The sequence below is a fragment of the Sphingopyxis chilensis genome (assembly GCF_035930445.1).
In the GTDB taxonomy this organism is placed as follows: domain Bacteria; phylum Pseudomonadota; class Alphaproteobacteria; order Sphingomonadales; family Sphingomonadaceae; genus Sphingopyxis; species Sphingopyxis chilensis.
In genome coordinates this window covers 985977-1012535 of the sequence record NZ_CP142394.1, presented here as the reverse complement: position 1 = coordinate 1012535, position 26559 = coordinate 985977, and the positions used below count along the sequence as shown (strand labels likewise).

22 protein-coding genes are annotated in these 26559 nt (G+C 65.7%); 7 read left to right on the top strand and 15 right to left on the bottom strand.

Features of this window, described 5'->3' with window-relative positions; all coding sequences use genetic code 11:
* Nucleotides 1–36: 36 nt before the first annotated feature.
* The 5 genes from VSX79_RS04460 to VSX79_RS04440 all read right to left on the bottom strand — a co-directional run bounded on the left by VSX79_RS04460 (nucleotide 37) and on the right by VSX79_RS04440 (nucleotide 5524).
* Nucleotides 37–822, bottom strand: a complete 786-nt coding sequence (locus VSX79_RS04460; protein WP_179499122.1) for a polyphosphate kinase 2 family protein — start codon at nucleotides 820–822, stop codon at nucleotides 37–39.
* Between the two features lie 100 nt (nucleotides 823–922).
* Nucleotides 923–1795 carry an alpha/beta hydrolase gene (locus VSX79_RS04455; protein WP_326914551.1) on the bottom strand — a complete coding sequence of 291 codons (873 nt, stop codon included), beginning with the start codon at nucleotides 1793–1795 and terminating at the stop codon, nucleotides 923–925.
* 3 nt (nucleotides 1796–1798) lie between these two features.
* The gene (gene aspS, locus VSX79_RS04450) at nucleotides 1799–3580 is read right to left on the bottom strand and encodes an aspartate--tRNA ligase (RefSeq protein ID WP_326914550.1); all 1782 of its coding nucleotides are present in this window, start codon (nucleotides 3578–3580) and stop codon (nucleotides 1799–1801) included.
* Between the two features lie 103 nt (nucleotides 3581–3683).
* Nucleotides 3684–5195, bottom strand: a complete 1512-nt coding sequence (locus tag VSX79_RS04445; protein ID WP_326914549.1) for an FAD-binding protein — start codon at nucleotides 5193–5195, stop codon at nucleotides 3684–3686.
* Nucleotides 5195–5524, bottom strand: a complete 330-nt coding sequence (locus VSX79_RS04440) for a hypothetical protein (protein WP_179499114.1) — start codon at nucleotides 5522–5524, stop codon at nucleotides 5195–5197. Before VSX79_RS04440 ends, VSX79_RS04445 begins: the two co-directional genes overlap by 1 nt.
* 109 nt (nucleotides 5525–5633) lie before the next feature.
* On the opposite strand from VSX79_RS04440, the gene rnd reads away from it, so the two are divergent.
* A complete protein-coding gene (gene rnd / locus VSX79_RS04435; protein ID WP_179499112.1) occupies nucleotides 5634–6821 on the top strand; it encodes a ribonuclease D in 1188 nt (395 codons plus the stop codon).
* Here the strand turns inward: rnd and VSX79_RS04430 are convergent.
* Genes VSX79_RS04430 through VSX79_RS04415 form a run of 4 tightly spaced genes read right to left on the bottom strand, consistent with a single transcriptional unit; the run spans nucleotide 6818 to nucleotide 12321 of the window.
* Nucleotides 6818–8305: a Ppx/GppA family phosphatase gene (locus VSX79_RS04430; protein ID WP_179499110.1), complete on the bottom strand. Its 1488-nt coding sequence runs from the start codon at nucleotides 8303–8305 to the stop codon at nucleotides 6818–6820. The two genes, rnd and VSX79_RS04430, sit on opposite strands and share 4 nt — an antisense overlap.
* A 7-nt stretch (nucleotides 8306–8312) precedes the next feature.
* Nucleotides 8313–10481 (bottom strand): RNA degradosome polyphosphate kinase, encoded by a 2169-nt coding sequence (locus VSX79_RS04425; protein WP_179499108.1) that lies wholly within the window; start codon nucleotides 10479–10481, stop codon nucleotides 8313–8315.
* Nucleotides 10472–11125, bottom strand: coding sequence for an HdaA/DnaA family protein (locus VSX79_RS04420; protein WP_179499106.1), 654 nt, complete (start codon nucleotides 11123–11125; stop codon nucleotides 10472–10474). Before VSX79_RS04420 ends, VSX79_RS04425 begins: the two co-directional genes overlap by 10 nt.
* Nucleotides 11125–12321, bottom strand: a complete 1197-nt coding sequence (locus VSX79_RS04415; protein WP_326914548.1) for a heavy-metal-associated domain-containing protein — start codon at nucleotides 12319–12321, stop codon at nucleotides 11125–11127. The genes VSX79_RS04420 and VSX79_RS04415 overlap by 1 nt, the downstream gene beginning before the upstream one ends.
* 163 nt (nucleotides 12322–12484) lie before the next feature.
* Here VSX79_RS04415 and purM point away from each other — a divergent pair, with 163 nt between their 5' ends.
* Complete coding sequence (gene purM / locus VSX79_RS04410; RefSeq protein WP_179499102.1) at nucleotides 12485–13603, top strand: phosphoribosylformylglycinamidine cyclo-ligase; 1119 nt, start codon at nucleotides 12485–12487, stop codon at nucleotides 13601–13603.
* Nucleotides 13604–13687: 84 nt separating this feature from the next.
* Complete coding sequence (purN, locus tag VSX79_RS04405) at nucleotides 13688–14590, top strand: phosphoribosylglycinamide formyltransferase (RefSeq protein ID WP_326915219.1); 903 nt, start codon at nucleotides 13688–13690, stop codon at nucleotides 14588–14590.
* A 57-nt stretch (nucleotides 14591–14647) separates the two neighbouring features.
* Here the strand turns inward: purN and ndk are convergent, their stop codons facing one another.
* The 3 genes from ndk to VSX79_RS04390 all read right to left on the bottom strand — a co-directional run bounded on the left by ndk (nucleotide 14648) and on the right by VSX79_RS04390 (nucleotide 17169).
* Nucleotides 14648–15070 carry a nucleoside-diphosphate kinase gene (ndk, locus tag VSX79_RS04400; protein ID WP_326914547.1) on the bottom strand — a complete coding sequence of 141 codons (423 nt, stop codon included), beginning with the start codon at nucleotides 15068–15070 and terminating at the stop codon, nucleotides 14648–14650.
* An 86-nt stretch (nucleotides 15071–15156) separates the two neighbouring features.
* Nucleotides 15157–15606: a DNA polymerase III subunit chi gene (locus VSX79_RS04395; protein ID WP_326914546.1), complete on the bottom strand. Its 450-nt coding sequence runs from the start codon at nucleotides 15604–15606 to the stop codon at nucleotides 15157–15159.
* Between the two features lie 117 nt (nucleotides 15607–15723).
* Nucleotides 15724–17169 (bottom strand): leucyl aminopeptidase, encoded by a 1446-nt coding sequence (locus VSX79_RS04390; RefSeq protein ID WP_326914545.1) that lies wholly within the window; start codon nucleotides 17167–17169, stop codon nucleotides 15724–15726.
* Nucleotides 17170–17300: 131 nt separating this feature from the next.
* Between VSX79_RS04390 and VSX79_RS04385 the strand changes: the two genes are divergently transcribed.
* The 4 genes from VSX79_RS04385 to rsmA all read left to right on the top strand — a co-directional run bounded on the left by VSX79_RS04385 (nucleotide 17301) and on the right by rsmA (nucleotide 23086).
* Nucleotides 17301–19604: an LPS-assembly protein LptD gene (locus VSX79_RS04385; protein ID WP_326914544.1), complete on the top strand. Its 2304-nt coding sequence runs from the start codon at nucleotides 17301–17303 to the stop codon at nucleotides 19602–19604.
* Between the two features lie 286 nt (nucleotides 19605–19890).
* Nucleotides 19891–21231 (top strand): peptidylprolyl isomerase, encoded by a 1341-nt coding sequence (locus tag VSX79_RS04380; RefSeq protein ID WP_179499090.1) that lies wholly within the window; start codon nucleotides 19891–19893, stop codon nucleotides 21229–21231.
* Between the two features lie 38 nt (nucleotides 21232–21269).
* Entirely contained in the window at nucleotides 21270–22250 is a 981-nt protein-coding gene (gene pdxA, locus VSX79_RS04375) for a 4-hydroxythreonine-4-phosphate dehydrogenase PdxA (RefSeq protein WP_326914543.1), read from the top strand.
* Complete coding sequence (gene rsmA / locus VSX79_RS04370) at nucleotides 22247–23086, top strand: 16S rRNA (adenine(1518)-N(6)/adenine(1519)-N(6))-dimethyltransferase RsmA (protein ID WP_326914542.1); 840 nt, start codon at nucleotides 22247–22249, stop codon at nucleotides 23084–23086. The genes pdxA and rsmA overlap by 4 nt, the downstream gene beginning before the upstream one ends.
* 11 nt (nucleotides 23087–23097) lie before the next feature.
* On the opposite strand, the gene VSX79_RS04365 is transcribed toward rsmA, so the two are convergent.
* From VSX79_RS04365 to guaB, 3 genes are all read right to left on the bottom strand, one after another.
* Nucleotides 23098–23628 (bottom strand): tetratricopeptide repeat protein, encoded by a 531-nt coding sequence (locus VSX79_RS04365; protein ID WP_179499086.1) that lies wholly within the window; start codon nucleotides 23626–23628, stop codon nucleotides 23098–23100.
* Between the two features lie 32 nt (nucleotides 23629–23660).
* The gene (locus VSX79_RS04360; RefSeq protein WP_179499084.1) at nucleotides 23661–24851 is read right to left on the bottom strand and encodes an RsmB/NOP family class I SAM-dependent RNA methyltransferase; all 1191 of its coding nucleotides are present in this window, start codon (nucleotides 24849–24851) and stop codon (nucleotides 23661–23663) included.
* A 131-nt stretch (nucleotides 24852–24982) separates the two neighbouring features.
* A complete protein-coding gene (guaB, locus tag VSX79_RS04355) occupies nucleotides 24983–26440 on the bottom strand; it encodes an IMP dehydrogenase (RefSeq protein WP_179499082.1) in 1458 nt (485 codons plus the stop codon).
* Nucleotides 26441–26559: the final 119 nt, after the last annotated feature.

Genomic DNA, 26559 nt, shown 5'->3' with positions numbered 1-26559 from the left:
GGAGGCCGGAATTGCTAGCCGAGCGGGGCGAAAAACCTAGTCTTTAGGCCTGTAGCCGAACGCCTTGCTCGCGAGCTTCACGACCGCGGGGTCGAGATCGGGCGGCGTCATCGGCACCGCCGCCTCAAGCGTTTCGATGATATAAGTCAGCGCCGCGATCCGTGCCGCCTTCTTGTTGTTGCCATCGATCACCTTCCACGGCGCCCAGCGCGTGTTCGTCTGCGCGAACATCTCATCCATTGCGGCGAGATAGTCATTGCGCTTCGCCCGGTTGCGATAGTCCTCGGTGCCGGTCTTCCACCGTTTCCACGGGTCGTCAAGCCGGTCGGCGAAGCGCTTGTCCTGTTCCTCCTGCGTGACATGGACGAACAATTTGACGAGGTTGGTGCGGCTGCCGGTCAGCTGCGCCTCGAACTCGTTGATCTCGTCATAGCCCTTGCGCCATTCGGCCTCGCTCGCGAAGCCCTCGACGCGCTCGACAAGCACGCGCCCATACCAGCTGCGGTCGAAGATCGAGATTTCGCGGTTGCCGGGCAGGCGCTTCCAGAAGCGCCAGAGGAAATGGCGTGCCTTTTCCTCGTCGGTCGGCGCGCCGATGGGCCACACCTCGAAATAGCGCGCGTCGAGGCATGCGGTCAGCCGCTGGATGATCCCGCCCTTCCCCGCTGCGTCCCAGCCCTCGATCATGATGACGCTGCGCTGGGCGTGGATGATATGCGCGGCCTGTAGCCGCTCGAGCCGGTCTTCGAGCGCCGCGATAGCCGCGGAATAATCGCCGTCATATTTGGCGCCGGTTTCAAATTCGGAAAGGGAAATGCTCATCGGCTCATTCTAGCGCAAACAAGCGGTTCGGACCAAGCGGGCGATGCGCCCCTGTCATTTTCTGGCACAGAGCCAGCGCGGTTTGTTACGCGGGATTGCGTCAGAGATGTCCGGCGAGAAGAGCGGCGACGCGCGCCGGCGCTTCCATCGGGATGAAATGGCTGTGTTCGGTCCATAGTTCGTCACGTTCGGCGCCGATCGCCGGACCAAGGCCGGTCCAGGTCGGGCTCAGCGAAAAATCGAGCGGGCCACCGCGCTCGCCGGTCGGGGCACGGATCAAGGTCGAAGGCACCGAAAGATAGTGCAGCCACTCATGCGGGTTGGTGCGCAGCGCATTTTGATAGACCGAAGCCTCGAGCGCTGGCGGGCAGGCAAGCTCCAACCCGTCGCCATCGGCTGCCGGAACCAGTCCGTAGGCGCAATAATCGTCGAGGGCACCCGGTTCCCAGTTCGCATATGGCGGCCGGTCGGCAAAACGCGCGCGCATCTCCTCGGCGTCAGTCCAGACATTGCGCCGGCGCGCGACGGGATGATCGGCGGGTTCGGGAATCGGCTTGGCACTCTCGCCCTCGTAAAGCGCCGGGTCCATGATCACCGGATCGATGAGGATCAGGTAGCCGAAAGCTGCAGGCCGCTGCGACGCGAGCCGGGTCAATATATAGGCACCCATACTGTGCCCGCAGCCGACGAGCGGGTGGCCGCCAAGCCCGTCGAGCAGCGGCAGCAGCACGTCGGCGGTCGCCGCCCAGTTGGCGAGCGTCGTGGGCCGATAGCTGCGCCCATGTCCGCGGTGATCAGGCGCGATGACGTGCGTGCCCGCCGGTAGCGCCGCGACGACCCGATCCCACAGCCGCGCATGAAAGCCCGTCGCGTGGAGCAAAAGCAGCGAAGCGCCCCGCCCCGGCGTTCCCCATTCGAACCAGCAGATATCGCCTTCCGGCGTTTCCAGCCGGTGCTCCCGGGGCTCGCTCATGCCTTAACTCTTGGGGCCGTCGACGATGCGGATACCAAGTTCCTTGAGCTGCTTGTCGCTGACCGGCGCGGGCGCGCCCATCATCAGGTCTTCGGCCTTCTGGTTCATCGGGAAGACGACGACTTCGCGGATGTTCGGTTCGTCGGCGAGCAGCATCACGATGCGATCGACACCCGGTGCCGAGCCGCCGTGCGGCGGCGCGCCGAACTTGAAGGCGTTGATCATGCCGCTGAAATTCGCATCGACGTCGGCCTGGCTGTAACCCGCGATTTCGAACGCCTTGTACATGATGTCGGGGCGATGGTTCCGGATCGCGCCTGACGACAGTTCGACGCCGTTGCAGACGATGTCATACTGCCAGGCGAGGATGTCGAGCGGGTCCTTGGTTTCGAGCGCTTCGAGCTCGCCCTGCGGCATGCTGAACGGGTTGTGGCTGAAATCGATCTTGCCCGTGTCCTCGTCGGCCTCGAACATCGGGAAGTCGACGATCCAGCACATTTCGAACTTGTTCGGATCGATCAGTTCGAGCTGTTCGGCGACGCGCGTCCGTGCAAAGCCTGCGAGCTTCGCCGCGACCCCTTCCTTGCCCGCCGCAAAGAACAGCCCGTCGTCGGGGCCGAGGCCGAGTTCGACCGCAAGTGCATCCATGTTTTCCGGACCGTGGTTCTTGGCGATCGGGCCACCCCATTCACCGCCCTTGCGCGTCGCATAGCCGAGGCCGGCAAAGCCCTCACCCTGCGCCCAGCTGTTCATATCGTCGAAGAATTTGCGGCTCTTCTCCGCAGTTGCGGGCGCCGGGATCGCGCGCACGACGTCGCCCGCCGCGACGATGTCGGCAAAGCGGCCAAAGCCCGACCCGGTGAAATGCGCCGAGACGTCGGTGATGATCAGCGGATTGCGCAGGTCAGGCTTGTCATTGCCATATTTCAGCATCGATTCGCGGTAGGGGATGCGCGGAAACGAGCCCGCCGGGGTCACCGACTTGCCGTTTGCAAATTCCTCGAAAACGCCCGCGAGCACGGGTTCGATCGCGCCGAACACATCGTCCTGCGTGACGAAGCTCATTTCGAAGTCGAGCTGGTAGAATTCGCCGGGCGAGCGGTCGGCGCGCGCATCTTCATCGCGGAAGCAGGGCGCGATCTGGAAATAGCGGTCGAAGCCCGCAACCATCAGCAGCTGCTTGAACATTTGCGGCGCCTGCGGCAGCGCATAGAATTTGCCGGGGTGGACGCGGCTCGGCACCAGATAATCGCGCGCACCCTCGGGCGACGAGGCGGTCAGGATCGGCGTCTGATATTCGGTAAAGCCCTGTTCGACCATGCGGCGGCGGAGCGACGCGATCACATTCGAGCGCAGCATGATGTTCGCGTGCAGGCGTTCGCGGCGCAGGTCGAGGAAGCGATATTTCAGACGGATATCCTCGGGATAGTCCTGTTCGCCCGCGACCGGCATCGGCAGTTCGACCGCCGCCGACTGGACGGTAACCTCGCGCGCGCGCACTTCGATCGCGCCGGTGGGCAGGTTGGCGTTGATCGTTTCGGGCGAGCGCGCGACGACCTCGCCGGTGATCGTCACGACGCTTTCGACGCGCAACCCGTCGAGCGTGGCGAACGCCGCGTCGCTCGAGTCCGCGACGATCTGGGTCAGGCCATAGTGATCGCGCAGATCGACGAACAGCAGGCCGCCATGATCGCGCTTGCGATGCACCCAGCCCGATACGCGTACCGTCTGGCCGACGTCGTCGGCGCGAAGCTGGCCGCAATTATGGGTCCGATAGGCGTGCATTGTCTCGTCTTTCAATTGTCCGGGAAGGCACGCGCAAACGTGCCGATATGGCCGCGCCTAAGGCAGCGCGCAGAGCCATTTGTCAAGGGTTGAAGGGCGTCGGTCAACAGGTCAGGCCCAGCCCGTCGAGAACCTCGCTGCCGAACAGGGCGCGATGCCCGGGATCCGGGAGCAGCCGATCACGCGCAGCGCGCCAGCGCCGGAAATCCTCCTCATAGTCGGCAGCAACGCGCAGCGCGTCGAGGCGGCAGCTTTTCGCCCAGTGCCGCGTGAAGGCGACCCCCTCGGCATCGAGGCATTCAACGACGCGCGCATAGGCATCGGCGGTGCGCGGGCTGCGCGGACCATCGAAATCGATCACGGCATTGTGAAGGAAGCGCGCAGGCGCGAGCAAGCCCTGCGCGCGCTCCATGAAGCGCACGGTGACGACGGTCGAGCCGCCGTGACGCGCGTAAACCGCGCAGATGCGTTCGAAGGCGCGCGCAAGGTCGGCACGGTCGATGGTGACCGAGGCGTTGAACAGGTCAGCGAGCGGCCGGTGCGTATCAAGCCCCTCCCCCCAGCTGCCATAGACGGCGGGCGCATCGACGTCGGGGCCGCTGGCATAGCCCTGTTTCATCGCGAATTGCAGCAACGCGCCGCGCGCCCACGGATAGTCATTGAGCAGCCGGCCGAGCAGGCTGAGCGCGTCGTACCCCGCGCCGAGTTGGCCGGGCGTCGCGCGCAGATAATCGTCACGCCAAGGCTCGCGATAGAGGAAGCGGAGCATCGCGGGCCGTTTGAACGGCTTGTAGGGATTGACGATCATCTGGACGAAATCGGGGTCCCGATCGAGTGCATAGGTCGCCGAGAAGCGCCTGAAATCGCCTGCCGAAAGCCAGTCGAGCGCGGCGCAGTCGACCTTGCGAAGATTCTGGATCGGGCGAACCAGGAATTTGGGCACGCTATCGACGACGAGCGCGGTGATAATCCCGAGCGCGCCGACGGGAAGCTGCGCCGCGGCGAATATCTCGTCATCGCGCATCGGGGTCGATCCGGTCGCGGCGATGAAAGCGTCGCTCATCACGCCGGCTTCGGGTTCAATCCAGTGGACGCCGCCGGACGTCACGACCTGCACCGCGCGGATATGGTCCTGGATACCCCCGCGCGCGATCATCGAGCCGTGGGTGCCGGTCGCGCAGGCCCCGGCAAAGGTCTGCCCGTTGCCCGCGCCGCTGGTCCACAGCGAGCGGCCTTGCGCTTCGAACTTGTCGGACACTTCATCGACGAGCGCGCCCGCCTCGACGAGCATCAAGGCCGCCGCATCGACGCCCGGCCGTACATCTTCGGCGCCGATACGGAAGCAACGGTTGAACCGGCGCGTATGCAGCAGCCAGCTCTGCGAGCTGATATTGATGTTCGATGGCGACCAGCCCGCGCCGAGCGGTCGGACGCGCCGGCGTGCGGCGGCGGCCTCGGCGAGCCAGGCCTGTACCGCCTTCGCCGCGATCGCGATCTCGTCGCGCCCGCGCTCCGCATCGCCGCTGCGCAGCGCGAAGCGTGTCGCCGCCTCGCAGGTCCCGGTGCCATGATAATTGGTCCAGCGTCCCTCCTCGCCCAGTTTGACGATCGGCATCATGCCTCTCCCAGCGGAAGGATGCCGGCATGCGCGCGCCAGGCCACCGTCACGGGGCGGAGGAAGCCGAAGGTCGCGATCGCGACGAGCATCTGGGGCCGTGTCGCGAAGACGCGGACATCGCAAAGGCCATGGTCGGATTCGGGCGTCACGAACGGCTGCGCGGCCTCGGCCGCGAAGCCCCAGCCTTTCTGCGTCACAACCATCGATTCCTCATCGAGCGGCCGCGGATTGGCGATCGAGAGGAAGACATCCGCCTGCCCCGCCAGATATTGCCCGAAAAGCAACGCAAAACCGAGCGCGGCGAGCGCCCAACCAAGCCAGATCATGCCCCAAACCCCTTCGTCTTTTTTCCCGGCCGGTGTTCCGGCTCCGCAACCCGAAGAGAGCGGGCAATTTTTCCTGCCCGTTCCTTTCAACTAGCTGTATAGGCGCGCTATGCAAGTCCATCCGTTGATCGAAACCAACGCCGCGCTCGTCGAATTCTGCGACCTCATTCGCAGCAGCGATTTCATCGCCGTCGATACCGAATTCATGCGCGAAAACACTTTCTGGCCAGAGCTTTGCCTGATCCAGGTGGCCGACCGCGACCATGCCGCGGCGATCGATCCGATGGCACCGAACATCGATTTGAAGCCGCTGCTCGACCTGCTCGTCGACAATGAGGATATGTTGAAGGTCTTTCACGCGGGCGGGCAGGATGTCGAAATCATCTTTAACCTGACCGGCAAGACCCCGCACCCGATCTTCGACACCCAGATCGGTCAGATGGCGCTCGGACAAGCTGAGCAGGTCGGCTATTCGAACCTCGTCGAGGCGTGGATCGGCCTGCAACTCGACAAGGGCGCGCGCTTCACCGACTGGAGCCGGCGCCCGCTCGACAAGCGCCAGATCGACTATGCGATCGGCGACGTCACGCACCTCGCAAAGATTTTCCCGATGATGCTCGACAAGCTGATCAAGACCGGGCGCGGACATTGGCTCGACGAGGAAATGGAAAAGCTCGCCGATCCCGCGAACTACAGCGTCGATCCCGACAAGGCATGGCAACGAATCAAGATTCCGACGCGCAAAGCCGATGTGCTCGGCCGGCTGCAGGCGCTTGCCGCGTGGCGCGAACGCGAGGCACGGAACAAGAATCTGCCGCGCGGGCGCATCGTCAAGGACGAAACGCTCGCCGACCTCGCCGCGCATCCGCCGAAGGATCAGGACGGGCTGGGCCGCGTGCGCGGGCTGTCTGCGACGTGGCGGACGAACGATATCGGCGGCCGGCTGATGGACGCGATCGCAAACGCCAAGCCGATGTCGAAGGACGATATGCCCGACCGCGCACCGCGCGGTCCGGGGCTGGGCAAGGAAGGGACGCTCGTCGCCGACCTGCTCAAGCTGCTGCTCAAGATCCGCGCACGCGAACTTAATGTCGCGGCGCGGCTGATCGCGCGCAGCGACGATCTGGAGGCGCTTGCGGCAGGCGCACGCGACGGCATCCAGATGATGCAGGGCTGGCGCTACGACGTGTTCGGACACGCGGCGCTCGACCTTGTCGAAGGGCGGATGGGCTTCGCCGTCAAGAACGGCAAGCTGGTGATGAGCGAGATCGACGCCGCAGCCGCGGCCGAAGTCTAAAGCAGCACAAGCTCAGGCTTGGCATCGAGCGCCTGCGCGAGAACGCGCAGGCGGCGTTCGACCGATTCGCCGGCCAGATGATGCCATCCGGCCGCGAGAGACAGCCGCAACCTGCCATCGACAAGCGCGATCCCGCTCGCCTTGAGCGGAGCCTCGACGCCGCCGGTCAGTCGCTGCGCAAGGCGGATCGCGAGACCCCATTGCCGCGCGCGGGCGAGCCGTTCCTGCGAAACGAGTGTGCCCATCGCGGGAAATTCGGCATCGGCACCGCCGAAGCCCGCGTAAAGCGCGCGGGCGAGCAGGATTCGTCCCGGTATGTCGATGCTGCGCCAGTTGCCGTGCAGGCCGATTTCTGTACCGCGTTCGGCGCGGAAATCGGGGTTCGCCGACCAGGCGACGTCGCTGAGCAGACTCGCGGCGAGTCGCACCCGGCTGTCGGCCGGCGCCTCGTCGGCAAAGAGCGGTGTGATCCAGTCGGCGATCGCGCGGCCGTGTGGGGCAAAGCGAGCGAGACGACGGCCTTCGAATTCGGCGGCGACGATCAGCGGATCCTGCGCGCGCGTTTCGGCATCGAGCGCCTGATAGAGCAGCCCTTCGCGAAGCCCCGAAGACGAAACGGTCATTTCGGGCACGTCGAGGATGTTGACGAGCGCCGCGAGCAGCGCCGCCGCATCGGGCAAGGCCGCCGCGCGGTTCGACGCCATGCCGGGAATCGCGCGCAATTCCTCGAAGCTCAGCCTTTTGGTCGCGCGGATCAGTCGGCGAAGCGCGCCGCGCGGCAGCGTGTGCTGATCGAGCACCGCGAGCGGGTCCTTGGTCAGCTCGAGGTCGAGGCGCGAGAGCGCGCGCCACGAACCGCCCACGAGGTAGAGCGGCAGCCCGGTGAGTCCGTCACCGGGCCAACCGGCGGCGCGGAGCATCTTGCGGATCGCCCGCTCGAACGCCTGTTCGCCATCCTTGCGCAGCGCCGGCAGGCGGAGCACGCCTAGCGGGAAGGAGACGCAGCGGCCGACCCGCCCGTCCGAAACCTCGGCCAGTTCGAGGCTGCCGCCCCCCAGATCGACCGCGATGCCGCGCGCGTCGGGAATCGCCGAAAGCACACCATGCCCGGCGGCTTCGGCCTCCTCCTCGCCCGAGAGCAGCCGGATTTCAAGGCCGGCTTCGGCCGCCGCGGCGATGAAGTCGGGACCGTTCGCCGCGTCGCGCACGGCGGCGGTGGCGACGCACTGGATCGTCTTCACGTCCATATGCTTCGCAAGCAGGGCATAGCGACGAAGCGCGACGAGGCCGCGTTCGGCATCTTCGGCCGCGATGCGGCCGTCGATCGCGAGGCCGCGGCCGAGGCCGGCGGCGACCTTTTCGTTGAAAATCACCGCGGGCGCGCGCGACGGGCCTTCATAAACGACTATGCGGACCGAGTTCGAACCGATATCGATGACGGCGGACCGGCTGACCGCTTGTCGGGAGGTGCGCAGGAAACTCAACCTCTTCTCAATCTTCACGCATGTCAAAGGCGAGCGTGGGAACGTCCTGGCGCTGGTGGAGCGCGGTTCCGCGACCCGACAGCGACGGGTTATTCATGAAATAATGGTGTAAGTTGAAAGGCTTGTCTCCCGGAGCGACGCGCATATAAGTGCCGTCAGGCTGCAATATCCAGCTTTGTTCATTGTCGATGAGGTTCGCAACAAGCACCTGATCCAAAATCTGGTCGTGCACCGTCGGATTTTCGATCGGGATCATATATTCGACGCGGCGGTCGAAGTTGCGCGGCATCCAGTCGGCGCTGCTGATATAGAGTTTGGCGCCGCGATGCGGCAGCGGCGCGCCGTTCGCGAAGGCCCAGACGCGGCTGTGCTCGAGGAAGCGGCCGACGACCGACTTGACGCGGATCGTTTCGGAAAGACCGGGCACGCCGGGGCGGAGGCAACAGATGCCGCGCACGATCAGTTCCACCGGGACGCCCACGGCGCTCGCTTCATAAAGCTTGTCGATAATGTCAGGGTCGACGAGGCTGTTCATCTTCGCCCACACCCCCGAGGGCGCCCCCGCCTTCGCCGCGGCGATTTCGGAGTCGATCAGTTGGCTGAGATGCGCGCGCATGTTGAGCGGCGACATGGTGATCAGGTCGAGCCGTTCGGGCTCGACATAACCGGTAATGTAGTTGAACAGCTGCGCCGCATCGCGGCCCGCGCGCGGATCGGCGGTGAAGAAGCTGAGATCGGTATAGATGCGTGCGGTGACCGGATGATAATTGCCGGTGCCGAAGTGACAATAGGTGCGATACCCCTGCCCCTCGCGGCGGACGACCATCGAAATCTTGGCGTGCGTCTTCCACTCGATGAAGCCGTAGACAACCTGCACCCCGGCGCGTTCGAGCTGGTTCGCCCAAAGCAGATTCTGCTCCTCGTCGAAGCGCGCCTTGAGCTCGACGACTGCGGTGACCGACTTGCCGGCCTCGGCCGCCTCGATTAGCGCGCGGATGACCGGGGACTGGTTGCCCGCGCGATAAAGCGTCTGCTTGATCGCGACGACGTCGGGATCTGCGGCGGCCTGCCGCAGGAAGGAGAGGACGACGTCGAAGCTTTCATAGGGATGATGGACGACGATGTCCTTCGAGCGGATCGCAGCGAAACAGTCGCCGCCATGTTCGCGGATACGTTCGGGGAAGCGGGGCGAATAGGCCGGGAATTTCAGGTCGGGACGATCGACGTCGACGAGCGGCGACAGCGCCGCGAGGCCAATGAAACCGCCGATCTTGGCGACGATCGCCTCGTGTCCCTGGATATCGGCGTTCAAGACCTCGGCGATTTCGCCGGGCATGTCGGCCTCCAGCTCAAGCAGAATGACACGGCCACGACGGCGGCGGCGGATCGCGGTGCGGAACAGGCGCACGAGATCCTCGGCCTCTTCCTCCAGCTCGATATCGCTGTCGCGGATGATACGGAACACGCCGAGCGAGCGGATCGTGAAACCGGGGAACAGCAGGTCGCCGAACAGCTCGATCAGATATTCGATCGGCACGAAGCTGCTCACCTGGCCCGGCACCGGCACAAAGCGCGCCAGCGAGGCGGGGATCATCACCAGTTCGCGCACCGTCTCTCCGTTCGCCTTGCGCTGAAGGTCGAAGATGACGCCGAGGCCGCGGTTGGGGATGAAGGGAAAGGGGTGCGCGGGATCGAGCACCTGCGGGGTCAGGATCGGAAAGATCTGGTCGATGAAATATTGACGCAGCGCGGCGCGGAGCGCGTCCTTGTCCGATCCCGCGCCGTGGACGACGATGCCCTGTTCGCCGAGTTGGCGATGGAGCAACTGCCATTCGCTCTGTTGCTGATCGACGAGGCGGTTCACCTCGGCCTCGATCTCTGCGAGTTGCTGCCCCGGCGAGCGGCCGTCGGCGGAGGGGTCGTCGATCCCCTGGAGCTGCTGCCCCTTGAGCCCCGCGACACGGACCATGAAGAATTCGTCGAGGTTGCTGCCCGAAATCGACAGGAAGCGGAGGCGTTCGAGCAGCGGATGCGCGGGATTGCGCGCCTCCTCCATCACCCGCCGGTTGAAGGCGAGCCAGGAAAGTTCGCGGTTGAAAAAGCGCTCCGGCCCGAAATCCGGCCCCGCCGTATCGGGATCATTGTCGGCGCGAAGAGGTCCACCGGCTATCGACATGTCGTTCCATCCTGCCTTTCGAGGAGATCGGGGTCGATCAGCCCTTGTGACAGCAATGTTTCACGCGCGAGACGGATGCCAAGACGCCGCCCCTGTTCGAGCGATGCCGCGTCGAGCGCCGCGACGACGCGGTGGAGCATAGCATAGCTGCGCTCCATGCGCGGCACGATATAGGAGGCGACGCCGGGCGCCAGCGCGACGCCGCGCTGGGCGAACAGCGCCTCGATCAGGTCGCGCGCAAGGCAGTCGTCGGGTTCGCCGATCGTCAGTACCGGGACCGCCGCGAGGCGCGAGCGGAGATCGGGCAGAGCGACATTCCAGTCCGCGGGGGGCGCGTCGGCGACGATCAGCAGCGGCGGGCCGACCTGCGCGGCGTTCCACGCATGGAAGATTTCCTCTTCCGAAACGCTTTCATGGCCGTCGATGACCCGCCCGCCCGTGTCCTGTGCGAACAGCCGACCCATCAGGCTGCGCCCCGAACCGCGCGGTCCGTTGAGCACCGCAGTGCGGACCGGCCAGGTCGATACGTGGCGCAGATAGCGCACGGCATCGGCGTTGCTGGTACCGATAATCAGCGGGCCGTCGTTGGCGCCACCCGCGCTCCAATCGAGCGGCAGGGCAATTTGTGAAGATTTCGGGCTCATCAGCGGCTGATCCGCAGCTGCCCGCCGCCTTCCTGGACGTTGAATCCGCGTGCCGCGAGCGCCGCGCGCAGCGCCGCGATGTCGCCGCGGAAGGTGACGCGCATCACCGACATGCCGCCCAGCGCGAGGCTGGTGGTCGAAGCCGACTGGACGCCGGCGGCGCCGGCGACGGCGCGTTCGGTCGCGGTCACCGAATCGACGTCAGGCGAGCTGTACTGAACGGTGAAGCTCTGGACACCCGCGACAGGCCCGGTGGGCACGCTGGCGTCGATCTCGCCGGGCAAGGCCTGTTCATCCGTCGTCGCGACTTCTTCGGGCAAGTCTTCCCGTTCGACCGGCTTTTCGAGCACGAGATAGGTGTCGGTACGCAAGACGCCCTCTGTGAGCGCGTTCGTGTAGATCGAATCCATCCGCGCAACGGCTTTTTCCATCATGTCGGGCAACGCCGCCGCGCTCGGCCCGGTCATCGTGAAGCTGGAAATCAGCTTGCCGTCGGGACCGAAACGCGCGGTAAAATAGCCTTTGATCGGCCCACCGGGATAGGAATATTCGACGCGCGCGATCGGCGTCAGCACGTCGGCGGCGCCATATTGATCGAGGATCACGCGCCACCAGACGCGGCCGCGGCGGCCCGTCTGCCCCGCGTTGATCAGCAAGGTATCCGCCCCGGTGCCCGCGGTGCGGACATAGTCGATCGCGCTCTGCCCCGTATTATATTCGGCCCAGGCGCGCTGCCAGGCGCTGCGCTGTTCGAACACCTGCGGGATGCCATCGATCGAATAGACGGGGATGACGAGCAGGGGCGGCGACCGCAGCGTCCGGCCGCTGACGCCCAAAATCTGCCCGGCGCGCACCCGGTCGAACTGAATGCCCAGCTTTGCTACATAGCGGCGCGGGCCGATCTGTTCTTCCTCGACGACAATCGACGTGACGATGCCGTCGAGGACCGAATCGCCGAGCGCGGGGCCGTCGCTGCCGTTCAGCCGACGATAGAGCTGTGCCCAGCCCTTGCGCTGCGCCTCGCGCCAGCCCTTTGAGCGCGCGTCGTCGGCATTGTCGCCGGTTACGTCGACGAGGATCCCGCTGGCGAGGAAATCGCCGCTGCTGTTGATCGGGGTAATGCCGCGATTGCCGCGAGTGATCTGTCCATCGACGATCCCGGCGAGCAGAATCGCGAAGAAAAGGCCGAATAGCACAGCCCAGCGCCCATCGCGAAAACGAATTGCGTCGAAGGGAAGCCGAGGCGCGAAGCGGGGGAAAGCAGCCGAAATCATATCTTCTCTATGCTTTGCCCAAAAGCGCGGGCCCCGACAAGGAAATCATGGCAATTCTCGGCTGGAACCGTTAGTCGCGCGTGCCATGGATTCCAAGCAGAACAAACGAGACGGGCAACCCGCCTCCTACACTTATGCCGAGGCCGGCGTATCGATCGAGACCGGCAACGCCTTGGTCCGTGCCATTGCCCCGCTCGCCCGCGCGACGCGCCGTCCCGGCGCCGATGCCGACCTGGGCGGGTTCGGAGGCTTTTTCGACCTGAAGGCGGCGGGGTTCAACGACCCGCTGCTCGTCGCGGCGAACGACGGCGTCGGCACCAAGCTCAAATTGGCCATCGAATCGGGCAAGCATGACGGCGTCGGCATCGACCTGGTTGCGATGTGCGCGAACGACCTGATCGTGCAGGGCGCCGAGCCCCTGTTTTTCCTCGATTATTATGCGACCGGCAAGCTCGACAATGGCGTCGCGACCGAAGTCGTGGCAAGCATCGCCGAAGGGTGCAAGCAGGCCGGGTGCGCGCTGATCGGCGGCGAAACCGCCGAGATGCCCGGCATGTACAGCGACGGCGATTATGACCTCGCCGGCTTTTGCGTCGGCGCGGTCGAGCGCGATCAGGTGCTGACCGCCGACAAGGTGGCGGCCGGCGACGTCATCCTCGGCCTTGCCTCGTCGGGCGTCCATTCGAACGGTTTCTCGCTCGTGCGCCGGCTCGCGGCGGACAAGGGCTGGAAGCTCGACCGCCCCGCCTTGTTCGACCAGACCATCCTGCTGATCGACGCGCTGATGGCGCCGACGCGCATCTATGTGAAGAGCCTGCTCCCGCTCGTGAAGACCGGAAAGATTCACGCGCTCGCGCACATCACCGGCGGCGGGTTGCTCGAAAATATTCCGCGCATCCTGCCGAAGACCTTGCACGCGCATATCGACGCCGACGCGTGGGCGCAGCCGCGGCTGATGGCGTATCTGCAGGCGCAGGGCAATATCGAACCCGAGGAAATGGCGCGCACCTTCAACTGCGGGATCGGCATGGCGGTGGTCGTTGCCGAAGGCGATGTCGCCGAAGTCACGGCGGCGCTCGAAGCCGCGGGCGAGACGGTGTTCCGGATCGGCGATATCGCCGAAGGCGAAAAGGGCTGCACCGTGACGGGCAGCGCCGAAACGTGGAGCGCGATGGGGGCATGGAGCGCGACGCATAATGGCTAAGGCCGCAGAAGCCCCCTCCCGCTTGCGGGAGGGGAGAAGTTGAAGGCCAAGGTCGCCGTCCTGATCTCCGGCGCCGGGACCAATATGGCGGCGCTGCTTTATGCGGCGAAGGCCGAAAACTGCCCCTATGAGTTGGTGTTCGTCGGCAGCAACGATCCCGACGCAGCGGGGTTGAAGATCGCCCAGGCCGAAGGCATCGCGACGTGGAGCCTGTCGCACAAGGGCATGAATCGCGACGCCTTCGACGCGCTGGTCGACGAGCAATTGCGCGGCGCAGGCGCCGAGTTCGTCGCGCTGGCTGGCTACATGCGCATTCTGTCGGACGATTTCGTCGGGCGCTGGGCGGGCAGGATGATCAACATCCACCCGAGCCTGCTCCCGCTCTACAAAGGCCTCAACACGCACCAGCAAGCCATCGATGCTGGCGACAGGTTCGGTGGATGCAGCGTTCATATCGTGACGCCCGGCGTCGACGAGGGGCCCGTGCTGGCGCAGACGCCGGTGGCTATCCTGCCCGGCGACACGGTCGAGACATTGAGCGCACGCGTGCGCCTCGCCGAGCATCAGCTTTATCCCGCCACGCTCGCGGCCTTCGTGACGCGCGAGCGGTCGCCCGATTATCTGCGCGGCCGGGTGCGCGAACTCGCGATGGCATTGCCCGAGGCTGACGAGGTGGTGTCGCACGGCATGCCGTGTTTCGGGATCGTGAAAGGCAAGAAATTCGCCTATTTCACCGAGGATCATCATGGCGATGGCAAGACCGCGCTGCTGGTCAAGATCAGCGGTGCGGACGAACAGGCGTCGCTGATCGAAATGGACTGTGAGCGCTATTACCGCCCCGCCTATTTCGGTGACGGCTGGATCGGCATCCGCCTCGATCTTGGCGATACCGACTGGGATGCGATTGGCGATTGGCTGCGCAAGAGCTGGCTGGCGGTAGCGCCGAAGAAGCTGGCGGGGCTGATGGGGGTAGCCGACGAGTTCTGACGAAAAAGGCCGCCGGATCGCTCCGGCGGCCTTATCTTTTCGGTCATGCCGTTCAGCTTAGCCGACGATTTCTTCGGGCTTGAAGAAATAGGCGATTTCGATCGCCGCATTTTCGTCGCTGTCCGACCCGTGCACGGTGTTCGCCTCGATGCTCTCGGCCAGTTCCTTGCGGATCGTGCCGGGGGCCGCGTCCTTGGGGTTGGTCGCGCCCATGATGTCGCGGTTGCGCTGCATTGCATTCTCGCCTTCGAGAACCTGCACGACGACGGGCCCCGAGGTCATGAATTCGACGAGTTCGCCGAAGAAGGGGCGTTCCTTGTGGACCGCGTAGAAGCCTTCGGCCTCTTCGCGGGTCATGTGGATGCGCTTCGACGCGACGACGCGCAGGCCGGCGTCTTCCAGCATCTTGGTGACGGCGCCGGTGATGTTGCGACGCGTGGCGTCGGGCTTGATGATCGAAAAGGTGCGGGTGACCGCCATGGGAAAGCTCCTGCGTTGGTGTGTTATCTGATGCGCGCGCCTCTAGCGGCGCTTTTGCGGGACCGCAAGGACAGAGCGCCGACGCCCTAGGGCCCTTCCGACCAGCGACCGCCTTCGTCCTGTTTCCAGAAGCGGTTATCGATATCCTCGCGCGCGGCGAGTGTGCGCCAGAGCGCGCGGGCGTCGTCGATGCGGCTGTTGTCGAAAAGGAGGAAGGTGCGTTCGAACCCCAGCGCCTGCTCGCGCCACTCTCCGTCGGCGAGCGCCAGGAGGGTTGCGCGGTTGGGCGGCGACGGGTCGAGCGTGCCTGCGATCAGGATCGGCTCGATCGCCTCGTCGGGCGAGCCCGCGTGACCGTGCGGCAGGAAGCTGGCTGGAGTCAGCGTCCAGAGCGCCTCGTCGATCGCCTGACGCTGCATCGCCGAGGCGGCGACCACCAGCAGGCGGTCGCCGTTGCCAAGGATGCGCGTCGCGAGCGCCGGGAGCACCCGTTCGGCGGGGTCGCGGGTCAGCCGGTAGAAGTCGATGCGCGCCATGACCAATTCCGTCATTGCGAGCGAAGCGAAGCAATCTCCAGCCCGCAGCCTTGCGCAAGGCTGCTAGCAGGAGATTGCCGCGTCGCTTCGCTCCTCGCAATGACGAGCATAGGACGATCAGCCTTCGTGTTTGGCGGCGATGTAGCGGTCGAGCAGGCGCACGCCGTAGCCGGTCGCGCCCTTGGCATAGACCGGGCCGTCCTTGTCCGCCCACGCCATGCCCGCGATGTCGAGGTGCGCCCAGGCGACGCCATCCTCGACGTAGCGCTTCAGGAATTGCGCCGCGGTGATCGAGCCTCCTTCGCGCGGGCCGATATTCTTCATGTCGGCGATGGGGCTGTCGATCAGCTTGTCGTAAGCGGGCGACAGCGGGAAACGCCACAGCTTGTTGTCGCTCGCCTCGCCCGCTGCGAGCAGATCGGTCGCGAGCGCGTCGTCATTGGCGAAGATGCCCGCATATTCGTGGCCGAGCGAGATGACCATAGCGCCGGTCAGCGTGGCGAGATCGACGATCACCTTGGGGTCATAGACCTTTTGTGCCCAGCTGATCGCGTCGCAGAGGACGAGGCGACCCTCGGCGTCGGTGTTGAGCACCTCGACCGTCTGCCCCGACATGGTGGTAACGATGTCGCCGGGGCGCATCGCGTTGCCGTCGGGCATGTTCTCGACGAGGCCGACGACGCCGACGACATTCGCCTTCGCCTTGCGGCCCGCGATCGCCTTGATCGCACCCGCGACCGCGCCTGCGCCGCCCATGTCCCATTTCATCATGTCCATGCCCGGCCCGGGCTTGAGGCTGATCCCGCCGGTGTCGAAGGTGACGCCCTTGCCGATGAAGACCACGGGCGCGTCGCCAGGATTGCCGCCGTTCCAGCGCATCGCGAGGAGGCGCGGCGGGCGCGTCGAGCCCTGCGCGACGCCGAGCAACGCGCCCATGCCGAGCGCCTTCATCTGGCGCTCGTCGAGCACTTCCAGTTCGACGCCAAGGTCGGCGAGATGCTGGCAACGTTCGACGAAGCTTTCGGGATAGAGGATGTTCGGCGGTTCGGCGACGAGCGTCTGGGTGAGCGCGACACCATCGGCGATCGCTTCATTCTCGGCCCAGCGCGCCGAAAGGTCGCCGTGCGGCGACGCGATCGTCACCGTCTTGAGGCTCGGTTTCGCCTTGTCGGCGAGGCGGGTGCGATAAGTGTCGAGGCGCCAGTTGCGCAAGCGCGCGCCCATCGCGAACGCGAGCACATCGTCGGCGTCGCTCGGCCCGGTGCTCGCGAAATCGACCTGGACCTGGGTCGCACCGCTCATCTGGAGCTTCGCGGTCAGCGCCGCGCCGCCGCGTTCAAGATCCTGCTCGCTGCCCTCGCCGATACCGACGAGCAGGAGGCGCTTCGCCTGTGCGCCGTCGATCGCCGCGGTTTCGGCGATCGTACCCGCCGCGCCATCGAAGCGCGCCTGCGCGGCCGCCGCACCGAGCAGCGCCCCGAGCGCGCCCGCCTCGCCCTTGCGGACCGGAAAAGCGACGACGTCGGCAGACGCATCGATTTGCGCGACAAACTGAATGTCCATGCCTTAACTTTCTTATGCGATGATTGATTGGAACGTGGCGGACCGATAGGGGTTTCGCCTGCGAGTTGCAAAAACAAAGCAGCCGGTCCAAGCCGGGACGCATCGATTAGGGTCTGGGACAAAGGGATTAAATGAGCTGGGCTTTGTTCCATCGGGCAGCGGATGCGCGGCCGTTCTGGCTGGCGACGGCGAGCGGCTTTGCGCTGGCCGCCAGTCCGGTGCTGGCCCAGAGCGAGGCGAATCCGGCCGAGGCGCAAGAGGTCGTGGGGGAACCCGACCTCCAGACGCCCGACGTCGCCCCGACGACATCCGACGCGCCTGATACCCAGAGCGAGCAGCAGATCGGCTTTGCCGCCGACAACCTCAATTACGACAGCGAATCCGAGGTGGTCATCGCCGAGGGCAATGTCCAGATGAACCGCGAAGCGATCGAGATGCGCGCGGACAAGGTGACGTGGAACCGGCAGACGGGACAAGTCTTTGCGGAAGGCAATGTCACGATCAAGAATCCCGAGGGCGACACCGCCTATGGCGACAAGATCGAACTCACCGACAGCTTGCGCGACGGCGTGGTCGAGAATCTGCTCGTCGTGCTCGACAATGGATCGCGCCTCGCTGCGGTGAAGGGCACGCGCTTCGACAACGGCAATATCGAGCTGGAGAATGCCGCCTATACCCCCTGCCCCGTCGAGGATGACGACGGCTGTCCCAAGAACCCGAGCTGGCAGATCCGCGCCGTCCGCGTGATGTACGACCGGGTGAAAAACAAGGTGCGGTACAAGGGCGCGCGCGTCGAGATTTTCGGCCTGCCGCTGATCCCGCTCCCCGGCCTCAGCCATTCGATCAACAATGAGGCGAGCAGCGGCATCCTGGTGCCCGAAATCCGGCTTGACCGAAGCAACGGCTTCGAGATCGCGGTGCCCTATTATCTGCGCCTCGCCCCCGATCGCGACATCACGATCACGCCGCATCTCTACACCGACGCGGCGCCGATGATCGAGGGCGAGTTCCGCGCGCTGACCGACATCGGGTCGTTCCGCATCAACGGCTATGCGACCTATGGTTCGCTCGTCCCGCTGGTCGGCGAGGACCCGGACAGCCAGAAAAGGTTCCGCGGCTATCTCGAAAGCGCGGGCAAGTTCCAGTTCGATCCGCGCTGGAGCCTTACCTATTCGGGGCGCATCGCGACCGACCGCACCTTCATGCGCCGCTATGACATCAGCCGCGACGACCGGCTGCGCTCGACCTTCGAACTCGAACGGATCGGCGGCAATAGCTATCTCTCCATCGCCGGCTGGGCGACGCAGACGCTGCGCGTCAACGACATTCAGGGCCAGCAGCCGATCGCGCTGCCGATCATCGATTATCGCCAGCGGCTCGACGATCCGATCTTCGGCGGGCAGTTCGAGCTGCAGTTGAACACGCTCGCGATCGGCCGCACCGCAGGGCAGGACACGCAGCGCGCCTTTGCCGGCGCGCAGTGGAATTTGCGCGGACTGACCGGGCTGGGGCAGGAAGTCACCCTGACCGCGATGGTGCGCGGCGACGTTTATCACAGCGACGAAAATCTGCTGACCGAAATCCCCGGCTATCGCGGCAAGTCGGGCTGGCAGGCGCGCGGGATCGCTGCGATCGCCGCCGACATGCGCTGGCCGTTCATCGGCGAATTCGCCGGCGGGACGCAAACGCTGACCCCGCGCGTCCAGGTGGTCGCGACGCCGCCGATCAAGAATCTCGACATTCCGAACGAGGATTCGCGCGCCTTCGACCTGGAAGACAGCAATCTCTTCGCGATCAACCGTTTCAACGGCCACGACCGGTTCGAGGACGGCGCGCGCATCACCTATGGCCTCGAATGGAATTACAGCCTCCCGGGCTTCAACATCAACAGCATCGTCGGGCAGAGCTATCGTCTGACCGACAAGCCGAGCCTGTTCCCCGACGGCACCGGCCTGACCGACCGCACGTCGGACATCGTCGGCCGGACGACGATTGCATACAGGGATTTCCTGCGCCTGACCCACCGCTACCGGCTCGACAAGGACAATCTCGCGATCCGCCGCAACGAATTCGACGCGACGATCGGCAACCGCTCGACCTATGCGGTGCTCGGCTATTCGCGGCTCAACCGCGACATCCTGTTGCTCGGCGAGGATTTGCAGGACCGCGAGGAAGTGCGGGCGGGCGGGCGCGTCGCGTTCGCGAAACATTGGTCGCTGTTCGGATCGGCGATCGTCGATTTGACGCAGCAAAGCGACGATCCGCTGAGTGGCGCTGACGGGTTCGAGCCGATTCGGCACCGTCTCGGCCTCGCCTATGACGACGAATGCCTGTCGATCGCGCTGACCTGGCGGCGCGATTATGCGGATACCGGCGATGCACGGCGCGGCAACAGCTTTTCGTTCCGCATCGCGTTCCGCAACCTGGGGTTCTGACGGCAGTCGACCGGAAGCCATCGTTAGAGATGTGCGCCCCGGCGAAAGCCGGGGTCCGGAACACCGGCGCGAACTCAGCGCATTCCCGCTCTGGGCCCCGGCTTTCGCCTGGGTTCACAAGCGGCGGCTCTCCACCCCAAAAGTCGACGGTCGTTTCCGCTCAGCCTAGGTTAAGCGTCCCCGCGCTATCCGCGCCGACATCAAATGGCTCCGATGGCGGATTGCGCTGGACCATCGGGCGTGTCCGCTGATACGGAGCGTCCGGACTTTCTCGAATAGGGTAAAGATGACCAAATTTTCGACCATGACCGGCCTGATCGCCTTGGCCGCCGTCGGTGCGGTGCCCGTGCTGGCCCAAACCGTCCCCGACAGCGAAGTGCCGACGACCAGCCTCAACATCCCCGGCAATGTGCAGCTTTACGGCGATGCCAAGCCGAACGTCTATCGCCCCTCGGCGACGGTGAACGGCGAAATCATCACCGCGACCGACATCGAACAGCGTATGGCGCTGATCCGCATCGCCAACAACAATGTCGAGTTGCCGCCGGAAGAGGTCGAGCGGTTGCGCAACCAGGTGTTCAGCAACCTGATCGATGAAAAGCTGCAGATCCAGGAAGCGAAGGCGGCCGAAATCGCGATCGACGAAAATATCGTCAACGAGCAGTTCGCCCGGCTCGCGACGCGCTTCAAGCAGACGCCCGAACAATTTTCGGAGTATCTTGCCTCGAAAGGCTCGTCCGCCGCGGCGGTGAAGCAGCAGATCCGCGGCGAATTTGCATGGGATCGACTGTTGTCGCGCAACATCCAGTCGACGACCAACGTATCGACCGAAGAGGTCGACCTGATCGTCAAACAGATGGAAGCCGCCAAGGGTCAGGATGAATTTCACCTCGGTGAAATCTATCTGTCGGCGACCCCCGACAATATGGCCGCGGTCACCGAAAATGCGAAGAAGATCATCCAGGCGTTGCAGGCGGGTGGCAGCTTTGCCGCCTATGCGCGCCAGTTTTCCGAAGCATCGACGGCGGTTGTCGGCGGCGACCTGGGCTGGGTGAAAGCCGGCCAGCTGCCCGCGTCGATGGGCGAGGCCGCAACGCAGATGCAGCCGGGTCAGCTCGTCGGGCCGATCGAGGTGCCGGGCGGCATTTCGATCATGCTGCTGATCGACCGGCGCCAGGTGCTGACCGCCGATCCGCGCGACGCGGTCCTGAGCCTCAAGCAGCTTTCGCTCGATTTCCCGGCCGGGACGACACCGGAAAAGGCGTCCGAACTCGCCAGCAAGTTCGCCGAAACCACGCGCACCATCGCCGGCTGCGGCGGCGCCGACGCGGTGGCGCAGCAATTGGGCGCGAGCGTCGTGTCGCGCGACAATATCGAAATGCGCGCGCTGCCCGCGCCGCTCCAGGCCACGCTCGCCAATCTCCAGATCGGGCAGACGACGCAGCCCTTCGGCGCCGCGAACGAAGGCGTCAGCGTCCTTGTCCTTTGCGGCCGCGACATGCCGCAGACGGCGACGGCGCCGAACCTCGAGCAGATCGAGCAGAAACTGCTGGAGGACAAGGTCAACAAGCGGGCCCAGCGCTATCTGCGCGACCTGCGCCGGGATGCCGTGATCGAATATAGCTGATGTCGGATTGCAACATTCGACGCCCGATCGCGGTCACCATGGGTGACCCGGCCGGCGTCGGCCCCGAAGTCACGGCGCGCGCATGGGCCGCGCGCCGTGATAACAACCTTCCTCCCTTTGTCGCGATCGGCGACCTCGCCGCGATCGAAGCCGTGTGGGACGGCCCCGTGGCCCGCGTCGGCGACATGGACGAGGTCGTGCACACCTTCGACGCGGCCTTGCCCGTCTGGCATCTTGAGGACAGCGGTCCGCTAACCCCCGGATCGCCTACGCCCGCCGGCGCGACCTGCGCGCTCCACGCGCTCGAAACCGGCATCGGGCTGACGCGCAACCAGGCGAGCTCGGCGCTCGTCACCGGATCGGTATCGAAACATGCGTTGCACGGCATCGGCTATACGCATCCCGGGCAGACCGAATTCATCGCCGAACGCTGCGGCGTGACCGCGACCAATGCGGTGATGATGCTGGCGGGGCCGTCATTGCGCGTCGTGCCGCTGACCGTGCATATCCCGCTCGCGGACGTGCCGGAGCGGCTGACGAGCGAATTGATCGTCGCCAAGGCGCGGATCGTCGCGCGCGGGCTGCGCCGCGATTTCGGCATCGACACGCCGCGCATCGCGCTGGCGGGACTCAACCCGCACGCGGGCGAGAATGGCCAGCTCGGGAGCGAGGAAGAACGGGTGATGAAGCCCGCGGTCGCCCAGCTTGCCCAGGACGGCATTCTTGTCGATGGCCCGCTTGCCGCCGACGCGCTCTTCGCCCCCGGCATTCGCGATCAATATGACGCGCTGCTGTGCGGTTATCACGATCAGGCGCTCGCGCCGTTCAAGGCGCTGCATTTCCATGACGGGGTCAATCTGACGCTCGGGCTGCCGATCATCCGCACCTCGCCCGATCATGGCACCGCGTTCAACATCGCAGGCACCGGCCGGGCCGATCCCGGGCCGACGATCGCGGCGATCGCGATGGCCGCGCGCATGGCGCTGGCCCGCGAGCGCGGCTGCGCACCGGCAAAGTGACGATCCAGCCGCGCACGCCGCTGCCGCCGCTGCGCGAAACGGTGCGCGCCCACGGCCTGTCGGCCAGCAAGGCGCTGGGGCAGAATTTCCTGTTCGACGAGCAATTGCTCGACCGGATCGCGGCACTTCCGGGCGATTTGAGCGGCGCGACGGTGTTCGAAGTCGGGCCGGGCCCCGGCGGGCTGACGCGCGCGTTGCTGCGCGCGGGCGCAAAGGTGATCGCGGTCGAGCGCGACGATCGCTGCCTGCCGCTCCTCGCCGAGCTGGCGGAGGCGTTTCCGGGTCAGCTGACGGTGGTCCCCGACGATGCGATGGCGGTCGATGTCGAGGCGCTGACCGGCGGGACGCCTTACCATATCGTCGCGAACCTGCCCTATAATGTGGGCACCGCGCTGTTCACGCGCTGGCTCGAGCCCGCGGCATGGCCGCCGCGCTGGGTGTCGCTGACGTTGATGTTCCAGCTCGAGGTTGCCGAGCGGATCGTCGCGCCGGTGGGGACGAGCGCTTACGGCCGGCTCGCGGTGCTCGCGCAGTGGCGCTCGAACGCAAAAATCGCGATGAAAGTGCATCGTTCGGCCTTTACCCCGCCGCCCAAGGTGATGTCGGCGATTGTCCACGTGACCCCGGGCGATCAGCCCGACGGTGTCGATCCGAAAATCCTGTCGAAGCTGACCGAAAAGGGGTTCGGCCAGCGGCGCAAGATGCTGCGGCAAAGCTTGAAGGGGGTCGAGGGCGCGGTCGCCACGGCCGAAGCGATCGGGATCGATCCGACGCGGCGGGCCGAAACCGTCAGCGTCGGCGAATGGGTCGCGCTGGCGCGTGCGCTTGGCGCCTAGGCACCGGAATTTCAGTTCTGGCCGGTGGCCGGCTTGACCGTCGCGACGACCGGCGTCGGCACCAGCGCTTCGGCGGCGACGACGCGCTTCGATGCGCTCGAGGCGATCGTCTTTTCCAGCGCGGCGACCTGCGGGCATTTCGCGCCGCAAACACGCTCGGCCTCGACCAGCTTTTCGCGCGCCAGTTCAAGCGCGCCCTTGTCGGCGAGCGCTTCGCCCTGCCCGGTCAGCGCGACGATGTCTTTGGGTTCAAGGATCAGCGCCTCGCGATAGAGGCCGATCGCCTTGCCCGGCAGGCCCTGTGCACGCGCGACCTGCGCAAGCGCGATGATCGCCGAACGGTTGCGCGGGTCGGCGGCGAGTGCCGATTCGTAAAAATCGATGGCAAGGTCGAGGTCGCCGGCGTCCTGCGCCTTGTGGCCTTCTTGCTGAAGCGCGATCGAGCGGGGGAAGATGTCGTTGTCCGCACGCTGGGCATCGGAGGCGGTCGGCAGGCTGGCCAGAACGAGGCCGGCGCCAATAGCCAGAAAACTGATGCGCATCGCATTCTCCCATCGCTTCATCGAGAGGGATGCTAACATGGCGATGTCAGCCGTGCGAGAAAAAATCCGTCGCAGCCATCATGGCCGGGCGTCAGCAGGAAACCCGCGCCCGCGGCACGGCCGATACCCTCGGGAAGATAGCCCGCGTCGGCGGTCCAGCCCGGATGCCGGTTCAGAAAATCGTCCACCTGTGCCCGCCCCTCGCGCGTGATGATCGAGCAGACAGCATAAAGGAGTTTGCCGCCGGGCGCCACAAGATCGGCGCCGATGTCGATGAGCTTCGCCTGGTCGGCCCGATGACGATCGAGCCGCGCGGGGGTCAGGCGCCAGCGCAGTTCGGGGCTGCGCCGCCAGGTGCCGCTGCCCGAGCAGGGGGCATCGACGAAGACACGGTCGGCCCTGCCCTGCCAGTCATCAAGCATCGCTCTTTCCTGCCCCGGATTGAGCAGGCGGGTTTCGACGCGCGTCGCGCCCGCGCGTTCGGCGCGCGGCTGGAGTTGCTGGAGGCGCGCGCGATTGGTGTCGCAGGCGAGAATTTCGGCGTCATTGCCGGTGAGCGACGCGATGGCGAGCGTCTTTCCGCCGCCGCCCGCGCAAAGATCGACGATCGCCTGCCCCGCCGCGGTATCGAGCGCAGCGGAGGCATATTGGCTCGCCGCATCCTGCACCTCGAAGCGGCCTTCGGCATAGCCAGGATGCTGGACGGCCGCGGTTTCGGGCGGCAGGCGCCAGCCATCCGGCGCGCCGGGGATCGCTTCGCCATCGGGAAAAAGATGCGAGAGATCGCCTTGCGACGATTTGATGCGGTTGGCGCGAAGGTCGAGCGGCGCGCGCGCCAGCATCGCTTCATGCTCGTCTTCGCCGACGAGCGCGTCGAAGAGGTCGATCAGCGCCCCTGCGGCGAGCCCGGTTTCGGCGCGCGCCTCGTCGTCCGTGATCGGTGCGGGGCCGTAACCGGATCCGTCGAAGAGCGCCGCGAGATCGGGCTGCACATCGACGAGCGCCAGCATCGCGGCGCGTCCCGAGGCAGGCGCCGAGCGCACCGCGCGGATTGCGTCATAGACGTGGGCGCGGATCGCACGGCGGTCCTTCGACCCCGCATAGCGGCGCGCGCGCATCGCTTCGGCGAAGATCGCGTCGGCAGGCGCCCCGCCCTCGCGCGCGGCGGCGGCGATCGCGTCGAGGATCTCGATTGACGTCTGGAGGCGGGCGGCGGGGGTCATGGCTTTCCCATTATTTCGTCATTGCGAGCAAAGCGGGCCGAAGGCGGCCGCAGGCCAACTCATCCAGAGCAGTTTACGCGATCCCTGGATTGCCGCGTCGCTGCGCTCCTCGCAATGACGAAGCATGGGATTCAACCCGCCGGATAGTTCGGCGCCTCGCGCGTGATCGCGACGTCGTGGACATGGCTTTCGCGCAGACCCGCATTGGTGATGCGAACGAACTTCGCCCGCTCGCGGAAATCCTTGAGCGTCCGGCTGCCGGTATAGCCCATCGCGGCCTTCACGCCGCCGACCATCTGGTGGATGACGTCCTTCGCAGGCCCCTTGAACGGCACCTGCCCCTCGATGCCTTCGGGAACCAGCTTCATCTGGTCCTTGATATCCTGCTGGAAATAGCGGTCGGCGCTGCCGCGCGCCATCGCGCCGACGCTACCCATGCCGCGATAGCTTTTGTAGGTGCGCCCCTGATAGAGAAAGGTCTCGCCGGGCGCCTCGGCGGTGCCGGCGAGCATCGACCCGACCATAACGCTCGACGCGCCCGCCGCAAGCGCCTTGGCCACGTCGCCCGACGTACGCAGGCCCCCGTCGGCGATCACCGGCACGCCGAGCTTCGACGCCGCCTCGACGCTGTCGAGGATCGCGGTGAGCTGCGGCACGCCGACGCCCGCGACGATACGCGTGGTGCAGATCGAGCCGGGGCCAATCCCGACTTTCACGCCGTCGGCGCCCGCGTCGATGAGCGCCCTGGTCGCGTCGCCGGTGGCGACATTACCCGCGAGCACCTGCACGCGGTTCGACAATTTCTTGATGCGTTCGACCGTCTGACCGACGCCCTTGCTGTGGCCGTGCGCCGTATCGACGACGATCAGGTCGCACTCGGCATCGAGCAACGCCTCGGCGCGCTCGACGCCGCTATCGCCGGTGTTCGTCGCGGCTGCGACCCGCAGGCGACCATTTTCGTCCTTCGTCGCGTCGGGGAAATTGACCGCCTTTTCCATGTCCTTGACGGTGATCAGGCCGATGCAGTGATAATCATCGTCAACGACGAGCAGTTTTTCGATCCGGCGCTGGTGTAGAAGCTTGCGCGCTTCGTCCTGACCGACGCCGGCGCGCACCGTCGCGAGATTTTCCGCGGTCATCAGCTCGCGCACCGGCTGGCCGGGATTGTCGGCGAAGCGCACGTCGCGGTGCGTGAGGATGCCGACGAGCTTGCCGCCAGGCTCGACCACCGGAATGCCCGAAATCCGGTGCTGATCCATCAGCGCGGTCGCAAAGGACAGCGGCGCGTCGGGGGTGATGGTGATCGGATTGACGATCATCCCGCTTTCGAAGCGCTTGACCTGCCGCACCGCCGCGGCCTGTTCCTCGACCGTCAGGTTGCGGTGGAGCACGCCGATCCCGCCGATCTGCGCCATCAGGATCGCCATGTCGGCCTCTGTCACCGTGTCCATCGCCGACGACAGGATCGGGATGTTCAGGCTGATCTCGCTGGTCAGCTGGGTCGACAGGTTTGCATCCGAAGGCAGGATATCCGACGGACCCGGCACCAGCAGCACGTCGTCGAAGGTCAGGCCGGTGATGATTTCCATGGATGCCACTTTCTGGTGCAGGCGGCGCCTGCCCCGGATTTCGGGGCGGCACGCGCGAATCATTTGGTGGCGGCCCATGTAACCAGTCGCGCCCGCGCGCGCCAGTGGGGGACGAACGA

Excerpts from the sequence above, each read along its gene's own strand:
- VSX79_RS04440 (WP_179499114.1), bottom strand. The coding sequence starts at position 5,524 with ATGATCTGGCTTGGTTGGGCGCTCGCCGCGCTCGGTTTTGCGTTGCTT.
- VSX79_RS04455 (WP_326914551.1), bottom strand. The coding sequence starts at position 1,795 with ATGAGCGAGCCCCGGGAGCACCGGCTGGAAACGCCGGAAGGCGATATC.
- VSX79_RS04380 (WP_179499090.1), top strand. The coding sequence starts at position 19,891 with ATGACCAAATTTTCGACCATGACCGGCCTGATCGCCTTGGCCGCCGTC.
- VSX79_RS04420 (WP_179499106.1), bottom strand. The coding sequence starts at position 11,125 with ATGAGCCCGAAATCTTCACAAATTGCCCTGCCGCTCGATTGGAGCGCG.
- VSX79_RS04425 (WP_179499108.1), bottom strand. The coding sequence starts at position 10,481 with ATGTCGATAGCCGGTGGACCTCTTCGCGCCGACAATGATCCCGATACG.
- rnd (WP_179499112.1), top strand. The coding sequence starts at position 5,634 with ATGCAAGTCCATCCGTTGATCGAAACCAACGCCGCGCTCGTCGAATTC.
- purM (WP_179499102.1), top strand. The coding sequence starts at position 12,485 with ATGGATTCCAAGCAGAACAAACGAGACGGGCAACCCGCCTCCTACACT.
- ndk (WP_326914547.1), bottom strand. The coding sequence starts at position 15,070 with ATGGCGGTCACCCGCACCTTTTCGATCATCAAGCCCGACGCCACGCGT.
- VSX79_RS04460 (WP_179499122.1), bottom strand. The coding sequence starts at position 822 with ATGAGCATTTCCCTTTCCGAATTTGAAACCGGCGCCAAATATGACGGC.
- VSX79_RS04360 (WP_179499084.1), bottom strand. The coding sequence starts at position 24,851 with ATGACCCCCGCCGCCCGCCTCCAGACGTCAATCGAGATCCTCGACGCG.
- guaB (WP_179499082.1), bottom strand. The coding sequence starts at position 26,440 with ATGGAAATCATCACCGGCCTGACCTTCGACGACGTGCTGCTGGTGCCG.
- VSX79_RS04445 (WP_326914549.1), bottom strand. The coding sequence starts at position 5,195 with ATGCCGATCGTCAAACTGGGCGAGGAGGGACGCTGGACCAATTATCAT.
- pdxA (WP_326914543.1), top strand. The coding sequence starts at position 21,270 with ATGGGTGACCCGGCCGGCGTCGGCCCCGAAGTCACGGCGCGCGCATGG.
- VSX79_RS04390 (WP_326914545.1), bottom strand. The coding sequence starts at position 17,169 with ATGGACATTCAGTTTGTCGCGCAAATCGATGCGTCTGCCGACGTCGTC.
- aspS (WP_326914550.1), bottom strand. The coding sequence starts at position 3,580 with ATGCACGCCTATCGGACCCATAATTGCGGCCAGCTTCGCGCCGACGAC.
- VSX79_RS04395 (WP_326914546.1), bottom strand. The coding sequence starts at position 15,606 with ATGGCGCGCATCGACTTCTACCGGCTGACCCGCGACCCCGCCGAACGG.
- purN (WP_326915219.1), top strand. The coding sequence starts at position 13,688 with ATGGCGGCGCTGCTTTATGCGGCGAAGGCCGAAAACTGCCCCTATGAG.
- VSX79_RS04365 (WP_179499086.1), bottom strand. The coding sequence starts at position 23,628 with ATGCGCATCAGTTTTCTGGCTATTGGCGCCGGCCTCGTTCTGGCCAGC.
- VSX79_RS04385 (WP_326914544.1), top strand. The coding sequence starts at position 17,301 with ATGAGCTGGGCTTTGTTCCATCGGGCAGCGGATGCGCGGCCGTTCTGG.